14 protein-coding genes and 1 pseudogene are annotated in these 15818 nt (G+C 62.2%); 8 read left to right on the top strand and 7 right to left on the bottom strand.

The genetic code is table 11. The features are described 5' to 3' along the window. Nucleotides 1–85: 85 nt before the first annotated feature. On the bottom strand, nucleotides 86–1195 hold the full coding sequence (locus AB7C87_RS11395) for a Gfo/Idh/MocA family protein (protein ID WP_369729585.1): 1110 nt from the start codon (nucleotides 1193–1195) through the stop codon (nucleotides 86–88). 269 nt (nucleotides 1196–1464) lie between these two features. Between AB7C87_RS11395 and AB7C87_RS11390 the strand changes: the two genes are divergently transcribed. After that, entirely contained in the window at nucleotides 1465–2160 is a 696-nt protein-coding gene (locus AB7C87_RS11390; RefSeq protein WP_369729584.1) for a ThuA domain-containing protein, read from the top strand. A 24-nt stretch (nucleotides 2161–2184) separates the two neighbouring features. Here AB7C87_RS11390 and AB7C87_RS11385 read toward each other — a convergent pair whose 3' ends face one another. From AB7C87_RS11385 to AB7C87_RS11360, 6 genes are all read right to left on the bottom strand, one after another. After that, nucleotides 2185–3471 carry a TIGR00341 family protein gene (locus AB7C87_RS11385; RefSeq protein ID WP_369729583.1) on the bottom strand — a complete coding sequence of 429 codons (1287 nt, stop codon included), beginning with the start codon at nucleotides 3469–3471 and terminating at the stop codon, nucleotides 2185–2187. A 194-nt stretch (nucleotides 3472–3665) separates the two neighbouring features. After that, nucleotides 3666–4517 carry an eIF2B alpha/beta/delta subunit family protein gene (locus AB7C87_RS11380; RefSeq protein WP_369729582.1) on the bottom strand — a complete coding sequence of 284 codons (852 nt, stop codon included), beginning with the start codon at nucleotides 4515–4517 and terminating at the stop codon, nucleotides 3666–3668. A 160-nt stretch (nucleotides 4518–4677) separates the two neighbouring features. Next, on the bottom strand, nucleotides 4678–5745 hold the full coding sequence (locus AB7C87_RS11375; RefSeq protein WP_369729581.1) for a methionine synthase: 1068 nt from the start codon (nucleotides 5743–5745) through the stop codon (nucleotides 4678–4680). Continuing rightward, nucleotides 5742–6731 carry a 5-methyltetrahydropteroyltriglutamate--homocysteine methyltransferase gene (locus tag AB7C87_RS11370; RefSeq protein ID WP_369729580.1) on the bottom strand — a complete coding sequence of 330 codons (990 nt, stop codon included), beginning with the start codon at nucleotides 6729–6731 and terminating at the stop codon, nucleotides 5742–5744. Before AB7C87_RS11370 ends, AB7C87_RS11375 begins: the two co-directional genes overlap by 4 nt. A gap of 357 nt (nucleotides 6732–7088) precedes the next feature. Beyond that, complete coding sequence (locus tag AB7C87_RS11365) at nucleotides 7089–7274, bottom strand: hypothetical protein (protein WP_369729579.1); 186 nt, start codon at nucleotides 7272–7274, stop codon at nucleotides 7089–7091. Nucleotides 7275–7599: 325 nt separating this feature from the next. Then, the gene (locus AB7C87_RS11360) at nucleotides 7600–9339 is read right to left on the bottom strand and encodes an MBL fold metallo-hydrolase (protein ID WP_369729578.1); all 1740 of its coding nucleotides are present in this window, start codon (nucleotides 9337–9339) and stop codon (nucleotides 7600–7602) included. A 105-nt stretch (nucleotides 9340–9444) separates the two neighbouring features. Here AB7C87_RS11360 and AB7C87_RS11355 point away from each other — a divergent pair, with 105 nt between their 5' ends. The 7 genes and pseudogenes from AB7C87_RS11355 (at nucleotide 9445) to AB7C87_RS11325 (ending at nucleotide 15818) form a co-directional block, all read left to right on the top strand. Beyond that, nucleotides 9445–9768, top strand: coding sequence for a DUF7969 family protein (locus AB7C87_RS11355; protein ID WP_369729577.1), 324 nt, complete (start codon nucleotides 9445–9447; stop codon nucleotides 9766–9768). 82 nt (nucleotides 9769–9850) lie between these two features. Then, the gene (locus tag AB7C87_RS11350; RefSeq protein WP_369729576.1) at nucleotides 9851–10573 is read left to right on the top strand and encodes a hypothetical protein; all 723 of its coding nucleotides are present in this window, start codon (nucleotides 9851–9853) and stop codon (nucleotides 10571–10573) included. A gap of 150 nt (nucleotides 10574–10723) precedes the next feature. Beyond that, nucleotides 10724–11797, top strand: coding sequence for an Mrp/NBP35 family ATP-binding protein (locus AB7C87_RS11345; RefSeq protein ID WP_369729575.1), 1074 nt, complete (start codon nucleotides 10724–10726; stop codon nucleotides 11795–11797). A gap of 157 nt (nucleotides 11798–11954) precedes the next feature. Continuing rightward, nucleotides 11955–13139 (top strand): hypothetical protein, encoded by a 1185-nt coding sequence (locus AB7C87_RS11340; RefSeq protein WP_369729574.1) that lies wholly within the window; start codon nucleotides 11955–11957, stop codon nucleotides 13137–13139. 309 nt (nucleotides 13140–13448) lie between these two features. Further along, nucleotides 13449–13775 carry a hypothetical protein gene (locus AB7C87_RS11335; protein WP_369729573.1) on the top strand — a complete coding sequence of 109 codons (327 nt, stop codon included), beginning with the start codon at nucleotides 13449–13451 and terminating at the stop codon, nucleotides 13773–13775. 162 nt (nucleotides 13776–13937) lie between these two features. Continuing rightward, nucleotides 13938–14094 (top strand): annotated as a pseudogene (locus AB7C87_RS11330) (IS5/IS1182 family transposase); the annotation flags it as partial. 422 nt (nucleotides 14095–14516) lie between these two features. After that, entirely contained in the window at nucleotides 14517–15818 is a 1302-nt protein-coding gene (locus AB7C87_RS11325) for a hypothetical protein (RefSeq protein WP_369729572.1), read from the top strand.

Raw genomic sequence — 15818 nt, 5'->3', positions numbered from 1 at the left:
CGGCCGCTTCGCTCGTCGTCAGCGAGGGGCGCTCCGAGAGAGAGAATCGCTCGTCAGCGAACCGGTCTCACAAAACGGCGGCGGATCAGTCGGCTCGTGGTTTACACTCGAGTTCGGCCGTCGCGACGGATTCGGCCCGGCCGGACTCACTCGAGCGGTAGATCGCATCGATTACGCGCTGGACGAGCAAGGCTTCGTCGATCGTGTTGGCCTGGGGCTCGCCGCCGCCTGCGATCGTGGCGAGGAACTGTTCGTCCTGTTTTACGTAACCGGTCATCGACGGGTCTCCGGTGAGGTTCACGTCCGAATAGTGATCACAGCCGGTCGTCCCCGCTTCGAGGATGGTTAGGTTGGTTTCGCCGATATCGAACTGTGCACCCGCCTGCGTCCCGCGAACGCGAAAGTCCATGCTCTCCTCGCGGTTGGTCGCCCACGCCGCCTCGAGCGAGATCGTCTGTCCGTTCTCACATCGGACGAACGCGGTCACCGAGTCGTCGACCTCGTACGTGTCGGCCTCGGCGTTCCAGTTGTCGCCGAACCCGTCCGGATCGGCGTACTTCTCGCGGGTACCAAATGTTGTTCTGGTGACTCCCGACACCTCGGTGATCTCCGGAAAGTCGAGCGTGTAGAGTGCCAGGTCGAGTGCGTGGACGCCGATGTCGAGCAACGCGCCCCCGCCGGCCAGATCCCGATCGGTGAACCACGAACCAGGGCCGGGAACGCCGCGTCGTCGGACGTAGTTCGCCTCCACGTGGGTCAGGTCGCCAAACCGATCCTGGGCGTCGTACTCCTCGAACATCGCCATCGACGCGGCGTGGCGGTTGTGAAAACCCACCATACAGATGCCCTCTGCGCGTCTCGCGACGTCGGCGATCCGCTCGGCGCTCTCGAGCGTGTGTGCCAGTGGCTTCTCGACGAGCACGTGGTTGTCGGCCTCGAGAGCGGCGACGGCGATCGGCTCGTGAAACCGGTTTGGCGTCGCGATGACCACCGCGTCGACTGCGTCGTCGACGACGAGACCCTCGTGAGTCTCGTAGGTGGTCGCGTCGAACTCCTCGGCGAACCGACGGCGTTGTGCGTCGACGAGATCCGCACCGGCAACGACGTCCGCACCGAGATCCTCGAGGCTCCGGGCGTGGAGGGCCCCCATCCCGCCGAGCCCGACGATCCCGATCCCAATCCCCGCCCCAATCATGTGTAAACACCTGATTTATCGATGACAAAGGGGAGCGAGCGGTGAGAAAGATGCCGTTTCGCAGTCGATTGTTCGTGAGCCCGATGATCCATGTGAGTACCCGGTTCGCGATCGAAATAAGGGTTGTGACTGATAAATCGGTTCTGTTTGCAATATTTTCAGCTATAATTATACTTTTCGAGTGAACGTCCACTGGTTGTCGGTGTGGGCGTATCAGCGATCGATTTGTCGATCGGCCGAGCTAAGGGGCTGGCCGATTCACGAGACGTATGGCACGCGTCACGATCTGGAACGAGTACCGACACGAGCGCGAGGACGACGACGTCGCCGCGGTCTATCCCGACGGTATCCACGCCACGCTCGCGGACGTCTTCGAGGGCGACCACGAGGTCGAAACCGCAACACTCGACGAACCGGAACACGGCCTCACCGAGGACGTCCTCGAGCGAACGGACGTCCTGTTGTGGTGGGGCCACGAGGCCCACGACGAGGTCGACGACGAGATCGTCGACCGCGTCCAAGAACGCGTCCTCGAGGGGATGGGACTGCTCGTCCTCCACTCGGGTCACTTCTCGAAGATCTTCAAGCGGCTCATGGGCACCACCTGTAATCTGCAGTGGCGTGAGGACGGCGGGACCGAACGGCTGTGGGTCGTCGATCCCGGCCACCCAATCGTCGACGGGATCGGCGAGTCGATCGAACTCCCCGAAACCGAGATGTACGGCGAACCCTTCGACGTTCCGGAGCCGGACCGACTGGTGTTTACGAGCTGGTTCGAGGGCGGCGAGGTGTTCCGGAGCGGCTGCTGTTATCGGCGCGGAAGCGGCCGGATATTCTACTTCCGACCGGGTCACGAGACGTTTCCCATCTACGAGAACGACGAGATTCGGCGGGTGCTTCGCAACGCCGTCGAGTGGGCGACGCCGACGGAGGGCGCGCCGCGGACGTTCGGCCACCGCGAGTAGCCCCCGAACGCCCACATCGACGGCTCATCCGCTTCGTCGAGTGTCGACCAGTTCGACGACGACCTCGAGGTCGGTTCCGGTCGCCGTCTCGAGTCGGTCGCGCACCTGGTCCGCGAAGTCATCGGGCTCTTCCTCGCCGGGTGGCCGTTCGACGAGGACGGTGACGACCGGACGATTGTCCGCGTAGACGTCGACGAGTTCGTACTGGACGTCCTGTTCGCGAAACTCGAGTTCCTCGAACGCCGGATCGTCGCTCATCGCCGCGAGCTCCGTCTGGACGTCGTGTTCGACCGCGGCGGTCTGGTAGGTGCCGTACGTGACGCCGCCGAGGACGAGCGAGAGGACGGCGATGGCGACCACCAACACGGCGACTCGAGAGCGAATGCGACCGTAGACGCGGTCGACGTTCGCCCCACGGTGCGGCCGGTACCCCGAGATCCACAGCAGGATCAACGCGGTGAGGTTGATCGAGAGCATGTTGACGAGGACGAGCGTCCCCGCGGTGACGATCATCGTCGGATGCGCCCAGGCGATGCCGAGGCCGACCGTTGCGGCCGGCGGAACGAGCGCGACCGCGATCGCGACGCCGACGAGGACGGAGCCGACGTTGCGAACGAGGCTTACGACGCCGGCGATCCCCGACCCGAGCGCGAGAAACACGGCGAGGAGATCCGGTGTAATCCGCTCTCTGACCTGTGGAACCGTCGTGACGTCGAATCCCGGCGGGAGCAAGACGGTCCCGCGGAGGAGCCAGCCGATCAGGGCCGCCGTCGCGATCGCCGCCAGGAGGCCGAAGATCTGCAAGACGAGCCCGCGGGTCGCCAGTTCGTCGTCGTCGACGACGACGCCGACGCTTGCCGAAAGCGCCGGCCCCATCAACGGTGCGACGACCATGGCACCGATAATCGTCGCCGCCGAGTCGAGCAACAGGCCGGCGGTGGCGATCGCCGTACTGACTACGAGGAGCGTAAAGTACGTCGACGCCGCCGGCGCGAGATCCGCCGCTCGAGCGCGCAACTCCTCTCGCGAGATTCTCGTTCCGACGAACTCGTCGACCAACTCGTCCGTCCTGCTCGAGACGATCGTCTCCGCCTCCGTCACGACGGTGTAGGAGTCCTCGTCGAATCCCGCATCCCGAAGCGCCGAGAGCAACGGTTCGACGGCCGCCGGCGGGACGGGCATCGAGACGATCGCCTCGAACTCCCCGCGACTGGTCTCCTCGGAGACGGCGTAGTCGACCCCGGTCTCGTCGGCCGTCTCGAGGACGAGGTCCAAGTCCCCCTTCGGCACGAACACCTGCACGAGGCGCATACCCCACTGTACGGCGGTTAGCGGCTAATGCTCTCGCCACGACTCGAAGACTGTCACGCTCCCGAATGTGCGCGAAACCGACCGGTTCGGATCCCCGAACGGTGCGATCTGATGTCCGTCGCGCGACTGCGCCCGTCACCGCCGGAAACCCCGTAAATTCCTGACAACCTGCTACCGGCTCCCGCCCGACAGTATCAGAACTCGCGTCGGCCGTCGTCGGTGATCACGCTCTCGAGTAGCGACGTTGGCGTCGCGTCGTAGGCAGGGTTCTCCACGTCGAATCCCTCTGTGGGCTCGGGCATGACCTCGACTCTCGAGCGGAAGTCGTTCTCGAAGACGAACCCCTGGGAGATGATCTTCGACGCCGATCCGAGGACGGTGACGGGAACGTCGAGTTGTGTCGCGGTCGCCGCGATGGGGAGCGTTCCGACGCGGTTGTACAGCGTCTCCTCGACGATGCAGTCCATCCCCACGACGACCCGATCACACTCCTCGAGCGCGAACCCGTGGGCGCTGTCGGTGATCAGCGTTACGTCGACGCCGTCCATCTCCGCGAGCGTTCGGACCGTCTTGCGGCCGATATATCGGGGCCTGGCCTCCGTCGCGTAGACGTCGAACGTCTTGCCGGCATCGGTCGCCCGCTCGAGGGCCTCGATCACCGTCGAAGAGTAGTCGTGAGTCAGAAGCGTCGCACCGTCGCCGAGGTGGGAAACGGCGTTCTCGGCGGCCCGATCCTTCGCGGACTCGATCCGGGCGACGACCGCGTCGATTCGCTCGATCGTCAGTTCTTTGGCCTCCGCGACGCTTCCGGGATCGGCGTCCGTGACGTCTTCGACGACGCCCCTGACTGCGTTCTGGAGGGAGGCGTGGGAGGGGTTCGCCCGCCGGAGCACCGAGCCGTTGCGCTCGAGTGCGCGCGTGTACTCCTCGACGGTGGCGAACTCCCGTTCGGTCAGTTCCTCGAGCGCCCGGGTCGCGCGAACGGCGACCACCGAGGAGCTGTGGGTCTGCATCTCCTGGATCTCCTCGACCGTCTCGTCGATCATACGACAAAGGATTTCGGTGAACGGCAAAGGTGTTGCGTCTCACTCGGTCGTCGTAACTGCACAAAACGTTGGGAGAGTCATACGGTTTGCTGTAAGTCATTTCCGGTGCGACCGCGACCCGTCCTGCGGTCGCACCGGTAAATCGTTACAGCAAACCGTATCAGTCCGCCGCACCCGAGGCCGGTGCCGTGGCTTCGACCGTGCCGTCGTCGAGTTCGGCTTCGATCTCCCGGGCGGCCTGCACCATGTTCTCGAGTTTCCCGTAGGCGACCTCGCGCGGGAGGAGTTTGATCCCACAGTCGGGGCTGATCGTCAGCCGCTCGGGCGGGACGATCTCGAGGGCACGGCGGATGTTGGCCTTGATCTCCGCGACGGACTCAGCTTCGGCCGTGTGGACGTCGACGGCGCCGAAGCCGAGGTTCTTCGTGAACGTCGGCTCCCGGAAGACCTCGAGTTGGTCGTAGTCGCCGTTGTTGAGTTCGAGGTCGAACTCGTCGACGGGGAACTCGAGGATCTCGGGGTAGATCCGAGAGTAGTCGCCGTAACAGACGTGGAGACCGACGTAGACGTCCTCGGGGAGGCCGTCGACGATCCGCTCGAGACAGTCGCCGACGATGGCGTGGTCCTCGGGAGTCGTCGCGAGGGCCGCTTCGTCGATCTGGATGTATCGTGCGCCGGCGTCGACTAACTGCTCGATTTCGGCGTTGACCACGTCCGCGAGAGCGACCGCGAGCGCGGCGTCGTCCTCGTAGGCCTCGTTGAACGCCCAGCTCGCGAGGGTGTAGGGGCCGGTAATGGGGACTTTCACTGGATGCGTGGCGACGCCGCTGGTGAACTCGTACTCGTCGACCAGCCACGAGTCGCCGTACTCGACCTCGCGGTGAACGCTGGGTTTGTCGAAGTAGTTGTGCCCCCAGACCTTCACTCGGCCGTTTCGCTCGTAGCCCTCGATCCGGTCGGCGAAGAATTCGACCATCTCGGTGCGGCGCATCTCGCCGTCCGTGACGGCGTCGATCCCGGCACGTTCGTGCTCGTCGACGATCAGGCGTGCGGCGTCGTCGTTGGCCTCCTCCCACGCCTGTCGATCGAAGTCGGCGTCGGGGTCCTCGAACAACTCCCGCGCCCGGTCCTGCCAGGTCGGCTTCGGATAGGAGCCGACGACGGTCGTCAACAGGAAGTGATCGTTCGGGTGGTCCGGCGGCCGAAACTGCTCGCGAGGTCCCGTCATACGCGGGCCACCTCCGGTTCGGTCGAGCGAGCGAGCGCCTCGAGTTTCTCCTCGAAGCGGTTCGTCGGCAGGTAGAACAGCCCCGTGTTCGCGGTGACGTAAACCGTCTCGAGGCCGCCGTCCGCGGCGTCGACGAACCGATCGACCGCCGCACGGATCTCGTCGGGCGACTCGACGCGGGTGTTCTGGCCGTCGACGACGCCGAGCGCGACGGAGTCGGGCGTACCGTACTCCGCGGCGAGCGAGCGTACAGACTCTGGCGCGCGGACCAGATCGAAGCCGAGCGCGTCGACCTCGGCGTCCAGCAACGTCGCGTACAGATCCGCCTCGAGCACACCCCAGTAGGCGGAAACGACGACTGGCGCGTCGACCGCGTCGGCGACCGTCTCGAGCACCTCGCAGACTCGATCGGGCTCGTCCGGGTCGGTCACGCCGAGTGAGGGTTCGAGCAAGACCAGCGCCTCGAGGTCCGGAAACGCCGTCGTCTCGCCCGCGAGGAGGTCTGCGAGCGCCGCGAGGAATTCACCGTCGTCGCCGTAGTGGTCGTCGTCGGCCAACTGCGCGAGTGAGTAGGGACCGGGAAGCACCGCCTGAAGTGTTCCGTCGGCGAACGCCGACGCGGCCTCGAGTTCGTCGGCGACGTCGCCACTTGGCTCGAGGGCGTCCGTGACGACCGGCTCGCGGTAGAAGTTGTTGTTGTCGTAGTATCGAGCGATCCCGGTCGTCTCGACGCTCTCGTTCACCGAGAGCACGTGGGTCAACACGTCGTCCCAGCGGTATTGCCCCTCGACCAGCAGATCGAGCCCGGCGGCCCGCTGGGTCGACAGGATCTCGGACCGTGCGCGGTCGTAGACGGCTTCGATCTCCGCTCGCTCGTCGCCCAGGATCATGTCCTCTTTCTGATGTCCTTTCAGATCGGTCAGTTCCTCCTTGGCCCAGTCCGGGAGCGGGTAGAGCCCCGGCGTCGTCGTCAGATACTCGGTCATACGTGTAGCCCATTCTTCATAACCCATATTAATCTAGTATACACCGGAGATAATTGTGGATAATTGAGCGAGAGTGTCACGACGGCTTCGATCCGAGGAAATACGCTCGAGGGCGGCGAGTTTCGTTCGAGGACCCGTCGTGAGTGAGAACGACTGGTTCGAGGTCACTGAACGGGCGACAGACGGATGGGACGAGGAGACCGGAAAAGTGAGACGAGGCTCCCGGACGGATGTGACGGGACTCCCGGACAGATGAGACGAGACTTCCCACTGAGTACGAGGAAAAACCTGGCCGCTCGGGTCTGGCCTACCCGGGGCCGCTCGAGGCCGACGTCCCCGGATCCGCTGGGGTCCGACCTACTCGGCGTTCGGCGGCGTGGGGAGTTTGGGCGTGACGCGACAGCCACAGGGTCCGGCGATGGCCTCGGTCGGCCCGATGATCGTCCGCCGTGCGATCGGTCGGCCGCACTTCGGACACGGCCGAAGTGATGTGTCTTCGAGACGGGGTTCCTCGTTTCCGCACTCGGCGTCGTCACTGCTCATCGCGTTCCGACCCCTCGGTTCGTCGATAATCGGAGATTCGGTGCCGCCGCTGGTCTTAACGGGCGATACGTCGGTCGTGCGGGACGTTTATGTCCCGGTAGAATAAACGCAATCATGCTTGCAAAACCCTTGGCGGGTTTTGGAAGCCACGTCTCGGGTGCCTCACCACCCGGGGCATTTCGGCGCATGCCCCCTGTGGCCGCTGGAGTGTGGCTTCCGTCTGATTGTTGACTTGTATCGACTTATATCTACTGCTAATCATCACGTACGATGTCTGATCCTGGGCGGCGGCCGATCCAAGCGGTGGTCGAGGAGGGCAATCGATCTATCGATCGTCGTGTCCATTGCCGGCCGACGAATCGTTCGTTTCCGATATCGTCACGTCGAGTTCCGTTCCTGGCTCGAGGTCGGTCGACTCGAGCACTCGCAGGATCGTCTCGCCTTCCCCATCGCCGAGGACGCGGGCGCGGACGGTCCGGTCGGTCGAGTCGGTCTCGGCCGCGGTCGCCTCGTCTCTCTCTCGGGACGGACCGTCAGCGCGGTCGACGTCCGTCGTCGCTCGAGTGTCGGCGTCGCCAGCGGTGTCGGAATCATCCTCGACACCAACGGCGGGACTCGGCCCCGTGACGTCCGATTCGAACTCGAGCGTCGAACCGTCGTCGGTAGATTCTCCGCCGTACGGGTTCGAAATGGACGACGACAGCCGCGACCCGATCACAGCGAGGTCGACGCCTTCGGCACCGAGGTCGACCGACTCGCGCTCGAGCGCCAACGCGTCCGATTCCGCCGCGATCGGCTGGTCGCCTCGAGCACGCCACTGTTTTCGTCTGATCTGTCGCTCGGCCGACTCGCCGATCCACGGCGGTGCGATCCAGTCGCCGTCAGCATAGAGGACGTGTTCGTCGTCGTCGCTTACCCCCCAGGTGAAACAGCGATCGTACCGACGCTGAAACTGCCTGGAAACGTATCGGTTCGCGTGCTTGACGATGACCTCGGTCGGAGCGAGCGAGCGAACGAACTCGTCGATTTCGTCCAGCGACGGGTGATCGGTCGTTTCGACGTAGTGGGTCGTACAGGTCGCGTTCGTGACGGCCGTGGCGGCGCCACTCGAGAGCTGGACGAACACGTCGCCGGGTTCGTCGTGAATCGTCCGGAGCAGGCGTTTCGCGCTTCCGGCCGTCGGCTCGTCGGGTCCCGCGATGGTGACTCGGCCGTGCTCGAGGACCGTCGACGGCCGATCGAACACCGGACGCGTATCGACGCCGGGTTCGTCGAGTTCGAGCGCGTCGTACACTCTGGCAGTCTGTCCGACGAGGCTGATCGGGACCGGACGCTCCAGTGCTTGTCCCGCCCGCGCGAGCAAGACGGCGTAGCGAACGCCGGTCAGCGCACTCGCCGCGAGGACGACCCGAGAACCGCCGTAGGCGCGCTCGAGTACGGTTCGAATCGCCGCGGTGCGCGTTTCGGTGACGTCGCCGTCGCTCCTCGGAGCGTTGAGAAAGACGGCGTCGACATCGAACGGGAACGAGTCGGGCATCGGCGGAAACCCGGCGGACGGGCCCATCGTGAAGTCGCCGGTGACGAGGATGGTCTGTGTCGTCGTCGACAGCGGCGTGTCGGCCGCGGCCGTCTCGTCTCGAAACCGGAGCAGAAAACCGGCCGCACCCGGCGTGTGTCCGGCGGGAATCGGGCGCACCTCGAGGCCGTCGAGAACGCTCGTCCAGCCGTCGATCGGTTCGACGGCTCGAAGCACCGAATCGACGTCGCCGAGGTCGTTGTCCTTTCGCGCCTCGGGGAGCGACTGCTCTATGACCGCCGCAGTCGCGGGCGAGGCGTAGACGGATGCGCTGTGGCGGACGTTCTTGCCGAGCGTTCGGTAGTGGTCGATGTGGGCGTGCGTGAGCAACACCGCCGTCAGGTACTCCTCGTCGCCGAGTAGTCGGTCCAGATCGACGCCCTCGCCCGAGTCGACGAGGAGACACGCGCGCGTCTCGCCATCGACGAATCGAAGCACCGTCGATTCGTTTCCCTGCCTCGGATTCGCGTGCTGGAAGGAGACGCGCATTGTTCTTATTTCGACGGTTAAAATCCGTATTTTACCTACTTAACGCTGTTGCCGGGTCGCCGACCGACCACAACCTTACGTCCACGACGCACCTACGACGCTTCGATGACCGTCTCCGTCAGATACACCTGCCCTCATTGCGACGCCGTCACGAGCGTCGAACGCGCCCCCGACCTCGCGGACCGGTCGGTCACGATGACCGCCCAACCCGGCTGGGAGTACGTCGAACCCGGCGACGACGACCTCGAGTCCGCCGATGGGATCGCCTTCGTCTGCGGGGAAGACGGCCCCGTCACCGACCTCGAGGGCGAGCCCACCGAAGGCTGTGGCCGTCCGTTCTATCTCAACTTCGTCCGTTACGAGCGGGGCGTCGAACTCGAGCCGGATCCGCCGACCTACGGCGGGCCGCGGTTCGACTTCGACGCGTAGCGAACCGACGCTCTACGTCCTCCGACGGAGCCCCACTCGAGCGTCGGGGAAGGATCAATACGATGGCGTCTCCACGCCGAGTATGGGCGAATCGACCCTGCTTTTGGTGCCGTTTTTCGTCGAGGAACCGGGAGACGAAGCGGAGTTCGTCCGTCGGACCGTCGAGATACTCCGGGAACACGGGTTCGAAACGACGTACGACGGATGCAACGAATTGATCGAGGACTACGAGGCCGACGGCGCTCGGTTCCGCAACGCCGACGAATCCCTCGAGGAGGTCGCGGCGGAACTCGCGGACGCGAGCGAGGGAACGATCACCGTCTGGATCGACGACCACCGGATCAGAGTCGGATACGACTTCGACGCGGATACCGACGGCGAGGTGGAGCCGACCCTCTCGTTGTCCGGCGTGAACGAGCACTTCTTCCACGGCGACGACGTCTCCGGGGAGACGGCACGAGAACGCGCCGACCGCATCGTCGATGCGATCGCGGCGCTCGCGGTCGAGACCGACCCGTGGTACGTCGGCGGGTGGATGCACCCACACTACGGCCTCGATCCGTATCCCGATGGAAAACCGCCGGAAAGCGGCGTCGAGCGACTGGGCTGGATCGCCGTCTTCGGCGAAGCGTTTCACGATCGGTTCGGCGGCCGCCAACGCCTGCTCGAGACGCCCGCGTGGAACGTCCGGGACCTCGAGAGCGGTGTCGTCCTCGTCCGCCGAGGGGACCTACCGCGGTTTCTCGACTGTCCGGTCGATACCGGACTCGAGCCATCGACGGACGACTATCTCTTCGACCGCTGACCGTGCGTGGCGGACGATTTTTCGACCGCTGATCCCCGGGGGAGTGCAGGTGGCGACCGACCGTCGACGAAACGTACTGATCGAGACGGCGTCCGCCCGATTGCCCGGAGCGAACACAACCCTTTTCGACGCCCGGGAGTACCTACCGACATGGACGAAGCCGCCGTTCGCGACCGCCTCCGGACGGTCGAGGATCCGGAACTCGGAGACGACGTCGTTTCGCTCGGGCTCGTCAACGAGATCAGCGTCGACGGCGAGGAGGTCTCGATCGACCTCGCGCTGGGGGCGCCGTACTCGCCGACGGAGACAGCCATCGCGGGGGAGATTCGCGACGTGCTCGCAGAAGAAGGGGTCGACGCCGACCTCTCCGCGAGCATTTCCGACCGCGACGACGTCGCGAACGACGAGCAGGTGCTCCCGAACGTCAAGAACGTCATCGCCGTTGCCTCCGGAAAAGGCGGCGTCGGCAAGTCGACCGTCGCCGTCAACCTTGCGGCCGGCCTCTCACAACTGGGCGCGCGCGTCGGCCTCTTCGACGCCGACGTCTACGGGCCGAACGTGCCGCGGATGGTCGACGCCGACGAGCCCCCGATGGCGACCGAAGACGAGACGCTCGTGCCGCCGGAGAAGTACGGCGTGAAGCTGATGAGTATGGCCTTTTTGACGGGCGAAGACGACCCCGTGATCTGGCGCGGCCCGATGGTCCACAAGGTCATCACCCAGTTGACCGAGGACGTCGAGTGGGGCCACCTCGATTACCTCGTCATCGACCTGCCGCCGGGAACGGGCGACACCCAGCTAACGATGCTCCAGACGATGCCCGTCACGGGCGCAGTGATCGTCACCACTCCACAGGACGTCGCGCTCGACGACGCCCGCAAGGGCCTCGAGATGTTCGCCAAACACGAGACGGTCGTCCTCGGCATCGCCGAGAACATGTCGACGTTCGTCTGTCCGGACTGTGGCAGCGAACACGACATCTTCGGCGCTGGCGGCGGCGAGGAGTTCGCCGAGACCCACGAGATGCCGTTTCTCGGTTCGATTCCGCTCGATCCGACCGTCCGCGAGGGTGGCGACGACGGGACGCCGACCGTCCTCGAGGACGGCGACACGGGCGACTCGTTCCGGACGATCACCGAGAACGTGGCGAACAACACGGGGATCGTCCACCGGCGAGGCGTCTCGAGCAGTCGGGAGAGCGAGGCACCCGCTCCGGATCGATAACGGCTGATCGGACGGAGATCGGCGCGGCGAACGGATGCGAAGTGGACGGAGATCGGCGCTTCGATCGATGGAGAAAAACAGTGTTTCGATCTGATAAGGCAAAACACCGCTTTCATCTTCCTGAAGGCATTTATCCGTTCTGTCTGTACTCGTTCGTATGGAACGATTCAGCCGACGCGACGCGATCGTCGCTACCGCCGCCGTCGGCACGTCCGCGGTCGCGGGCTGTCTGGGGAATCAGCTCGGAAACGGCGACGGAAACGGGTCGTCGGACGACGGCGAGAGCCAACCGGGCGACGCCAGCGGATCCCTAGCGGCCGAGACGTTCCAGCTCGGCCCGTCGCTCGAACGACCGCTGTGGGCGACAGACGAGGACCGAAACGGGTTCGTCTCCGTCGCCGAAGCCGAACGCGAGGCGCTGTGGCCGGTCGACGACCCCGAGGAGGTCGACGGCCTCGAGGAGTGGATCACCGACACCGACTTCGAGGAGTCGAGAGTCCTCGTCGTCCAGACCGTCGGCCCGAACACGTGTTACGCCGAAATCGAGGTCGAAGACGTCGCCGTCTCGACCGAAGAGAACGGCGAGGATGGGGGTACGATCACCGCGACCGCCCGAGCCGTCGACGTGAGCGATCCCAACGAGGCCTGTGGAGAGGCGATCACCTATCCGTCGGCGCTCGTCCGCGTCACCGGCGGGGAACTTCCGACGGCGGCCACGTTCACCATCACCGACGGCTGGGACGAGACGAGCGAGGTCGACTCGAGTAGCGGACTGGTCGATCCGGATCACCTCCCCGGCTCCGTCCGCCCCGCCGAGGAGCCGACGTCGGTCCCGGACGCCCTCGAGTGTGAGAACCCCGAGTTCGAACGGCTCTGGAGCGATCGCGGGGACGTCGCGTGGGGAGCGGTCCGCGACGACGACGGCACTCCCCTGGTCGCGATGCGAATCGGCGGCTTCGGACCCGGCGACGAGGCGGGGACCCTCGAGTTCGAACGCGGAGACGAGATCGACATCTGGATGCGAAACGTCTCGACCGCCTACGTAACGACCGGCAACGCGAGCAAGTACGCCCTCGAGCGCCTGACCGACGAGGGGTGGATCGAGATCAGGGGAACGATCGGCGACGAGCCCATCGATTACACTGACGAGGGAATCTTACACCCGCCCGGCGAGGGCTTCGAGTGGTCGCTCGAACTCACCGAGGAGGGTATCCTCGCGGACCACTTCCGTGGAGAAGACCTCGAGATCTGTCCGGACCTCGCCCCGGGGCGCTACCGGTTCGCCTACTGGGGCGCCCCCGGTGACGACCCGCTGGCGGTCGCGTTCGACCTCCTCGAGTGAGACGGATTGATACGGATTACTGTAATGATTTACCGGCGTAACCGCCGCCCGGGTCGCGGTTGCGCCGGAAATGACTTACAGTAAACCGTATGAGTGGGTATCTGAGAGGGGACTCGTGGGATCGATGGCCACCGGATTGGTTCGACCACTCCGTCGCTACAGGGCGCGGTCAGTCGACGGACAGACAACTCGGTCGTCCCGCTGAAAGGTTTTATTTCTAAACGGATCGTTCTTCAAGATATGGTCCGGATGATCTCACCTCGCATGCGACAATTTCTCATAATCGCGTTCATTGGAGTATTCCCGCTTTTGAGCCTTCTCCGACTCGTGGAGGGTGCTACAATTCCGTGGGTTTCGATCGCGGGCGTCGGAGTCGTGACAGCAGTGCTCGTCGGCCCGGTCGTCTGGTTCGTGCGTGATCGGTTTTCCGAACGGCGTCGAGAACGGTTGACGCTGGTTTCGTTTGGCCTCGCCATGATACTCGTTCCGATCGCGCTCGGACTGTCACTTGCGTTCGGCGTCCCTCGTTTTGTTCCGTCGTTCGACAGCCTTATCCTCGGCAGTTATCTCGGCTGTGTAATCGTGTTACTCGGGGAGCAAACGCTCGTTCCGAAACGGTTGCGAGCGGCCGATTGACCGGAATCCTCGCGTCGCTTCCTCGAGCGGTTCACCATTCTCGATTGCTCGATAACGCGCCACCGTAGATCGGAGAAGCACACGCGCTATAGTAACAACTGAAACGATTCACACACCGATCGCCGATTCGTCTGGCGATCGGGTGTGCATTGACTTTCAGTGGCTACGATAGTAAACGTGTTTGACAGAGTAGATGGGTGTCTGGCGAGTGCTATATCTGTCGGTGCATTTGTACGGTTCATCTGGTCATGCAGCAACGGGCGCACCGTTTTTCGATCGCAAAAATGCGAGCAAACACTGCTGTCACCGGACGAGTTACATTCTGGTTTGTGTCGTCTACGAAATTGAGCGTGCTGTGAGCGATATATCCGCGGAACGTCCATGCACATCTGATCGCCAGATGGATCGCCGATCAATGTGTGGGTTGTTATCGTTATTACTATAAGAGAATCCAACGGTTTGTGGCGATGTACCACGAAACACGCTCAATTAATTTTATAAATATTTTATATACTCTAATATAGAAATCCCGCATTATGAATGTTGGGGTGAATTTCTCTCATAGAGTATAGTATGTGTAGTTTATATAAACCTCCGCGGATTATAGATCCATGAAACAGATCGACAATAGCCGTGGTACAAGGAGAACAGTGCTGAAAGCGATTAGTGGAGGTACAGCCTGTCTAATTGGTGTTTCAGATTCTGTGACTGCATCTAATTCTGGATTCCAAGGAATAGCGTATGATACGCTCACGCATCAAGTCGCTGGGCCGGCTCGCGCAAACATTAAATAATAAGGGTCCAAGTGGAGTCCTGAATATCGCAGGGTACTCCTTATCGTTGGAGAATATAGAGCATAATAATAGCTCAGAGGCAAAGGTTTTTCGTGGAACATTCGATTCAGAGGAGTTTCTAGAAGAGTATCAGGGCGAAAAATACCCGCTTTCATTGCAATTAATTGCACTTGATGATCCACGGCGGTTTGCAGGTGTTTTGCGCCGACCGTCTGGTCAATGGGGAAGCCTTGGATTCTATTTAATCCCAAGAAAGGATTTCAGTTACGAAGATTCTGTCGATACATTCTCATCGATTGATAAGTGGGAAGAAAGTTCGCTTACCTTTGCTGTGCCAAGTGAAGGACTTCCGACAGATTCTGGCTCTAAACGGCTTATCAACGGCTTAAATAATAAAGAAGTTGACCGAGGAGAAGTGACAACAAAACATAATTCTGGTTCACGATCAAATGCTGTAAACCAAGACTATGTTCAGTGCGGTGTTTTAGGTGAGAAGCCTTGGTTTGATCGCGGAGGTGACCGAACCGATTGCAGTGATAGAGACCCGACATGGAATTTAGTTACCGGAATCACAGGAAGGGGAACTGGCAAAGAAGAATACTATCAAATTGAAGCAGGACAGAGTGGAATGTGGGAGGCTCATATCTATTTCTCAGATAGACCTGATGATCATCTTATTGGTGACCGTTGCTCTTCTAGCACCACCCCACCGTACGGACGTCCATTTGGATTTGAATTTGAGATTCAGATCGGAGAAGACGAAGTTAGAGATGACCTCTACTTTACTGATCCAGAGCCACAAGACGGCGATGGTGGTAGTAGTAATAGTCAACTGAATAGACTGTTTAGTTTTGTCGACTCTATCCATGGAAATCTCCTCACTAGCATGGCAACTGCAGCAACCGGTTACGATCAAAATGGAAGCGCGCAGGTAGAACGATCCAGTCAAGGTGATGAAATAAATTTCTATATTCCTATGGACCCATATAATGACAACCTCCCCACTGGGGGAGAAGATGGTGATATTAGTAATGTCCGTTTCAGAGTGAACAATGAGTATGATTCCGGAACACATTCTGTTATAATGTACCCACGATTTGCCCTTAGCATAATGGGAACTCCGGGAGGATCGTTTATACAAGGTATTTCAGAAAGTCGTGGGCGTTGCTTCTGTGATTACACCAACCCGCTATTGATCCATTCAACACCACAACAACCGTTAGAAGTAGAATACCAGGCCATATCTTAG

Origin of the sequence: Natrarchaeobius versutus, assembly GCF_041205745.1 — an archaeon.
In the GTDB taxonomy this organism is placed as follows: domain Archaea; phylum Halobacteriota; class Halobacteria; order Halobacteriales; family Natrialbaceae; genus Natrarchaeobius; species Natrarchaeobius versutus.
The sequence above is the reverse complement of the archived record's forward strand: the minus strand, read 5'-3'. Positions and strand labels throughout refer to the sequence as shown.

Excerpts from the sequence above, each read along its gene's own strand:
- AB7C87_RS11395 (WP_369729585.1), bottom strand. The coding sequence starts at position 1,195 with ATGATTGGGGCGGGGATTGGGATCGGGATCGTCGGGCTCGGCGGGATG.
- AB7C87_RS11390 (WP_369729584.1), top strand. The coding sequence starts at position 1,465 with ATGGCACGCGTCACGATCTGGAACGAGTACCGACACGAGCGCGAGGAC.
- AB7C87_RS11385 (WP_369729583.1), bottom strand. The coding sequence starts at position 3,471 with ATGCGCCTCGTGCAGGTGTTCGTGCCGAAGGGGGACTTGGACCTCGTC.
- AB7C87_RS11380 (WP_369729582.1), bottom strand. The coding sequence starts at position 4,517 with ATGATCGACGAGACGGTCGAGGAGATCCAGGAGATGCAGACCCACAGC.
- AB7C87_RS11375 (WP_369729581.1), bottom strand. The coding sequence starts at position 5,745 with ATGACGGGACCTCGCGAGCAGTTTCGGCCGCCGGACCACCCGAACGAT.
- AB7C87_RS11370 (WP_369729580.1), bottom strand. The coding sequence starts at position 6,731 with ATGACCGAGTATCTGACGACGACGCCGGGGCTCTACCCGCTCCCGGAC.
- AB7C87_RS11365 (WP_369729579.1), bottom strand. The coding sequence starts at position 7,274 with ATGAGCAGTGACGACGCCGAGTGCGGAAACGAGGAACCCCGTCTCGAA.
- AB7C87_RS11360 (WP_369729578.1), bottom strand. The coding sequence starts at position 9,339 with ATGCGCGTCTCCTTCCAGCACGCGAATCCGAGGCAGGGAAACGAATCG.
- AB7C87_RS11355 (WP_369729577.1), top strand. The coding sequence starts at position 9,445 with ATGACCGTCTCCGTCAGATACACCTGCCCTCATTGCGACGCCGTCACG.
- AB7C87_RS11350 (WP_369729576.1), top strand. The coding sequence starts at position 9,851 with ATGGGCGAATCGACCCTGCTTTTGGTGCCGTTTTTCGTCGAGGAACCG.
- AB7C87_RS11345 (WP_369729575.1), top strand. The coding sequence starts at position 10,724 with ATGGACGAAGCCGCCGTTCGCGACCGCCTCCGGACGGTCGAGGATCCG.
- AB7C87_RS11340 (WP_369729574.1), top strand. The coding sequence starts at position 11,955 with ATGGAACGATTCAGCCGACGCGACGCGATCGTCGCTACCGCCGCCGTC.
- AB7C87_RS11325 (WP_369729572.1), top strand. The coding sequence starts at position 14,517 with ATGATACGCTCACGCATCAAGTCGCTGGGCCGGCTCGCGCAAACATTA.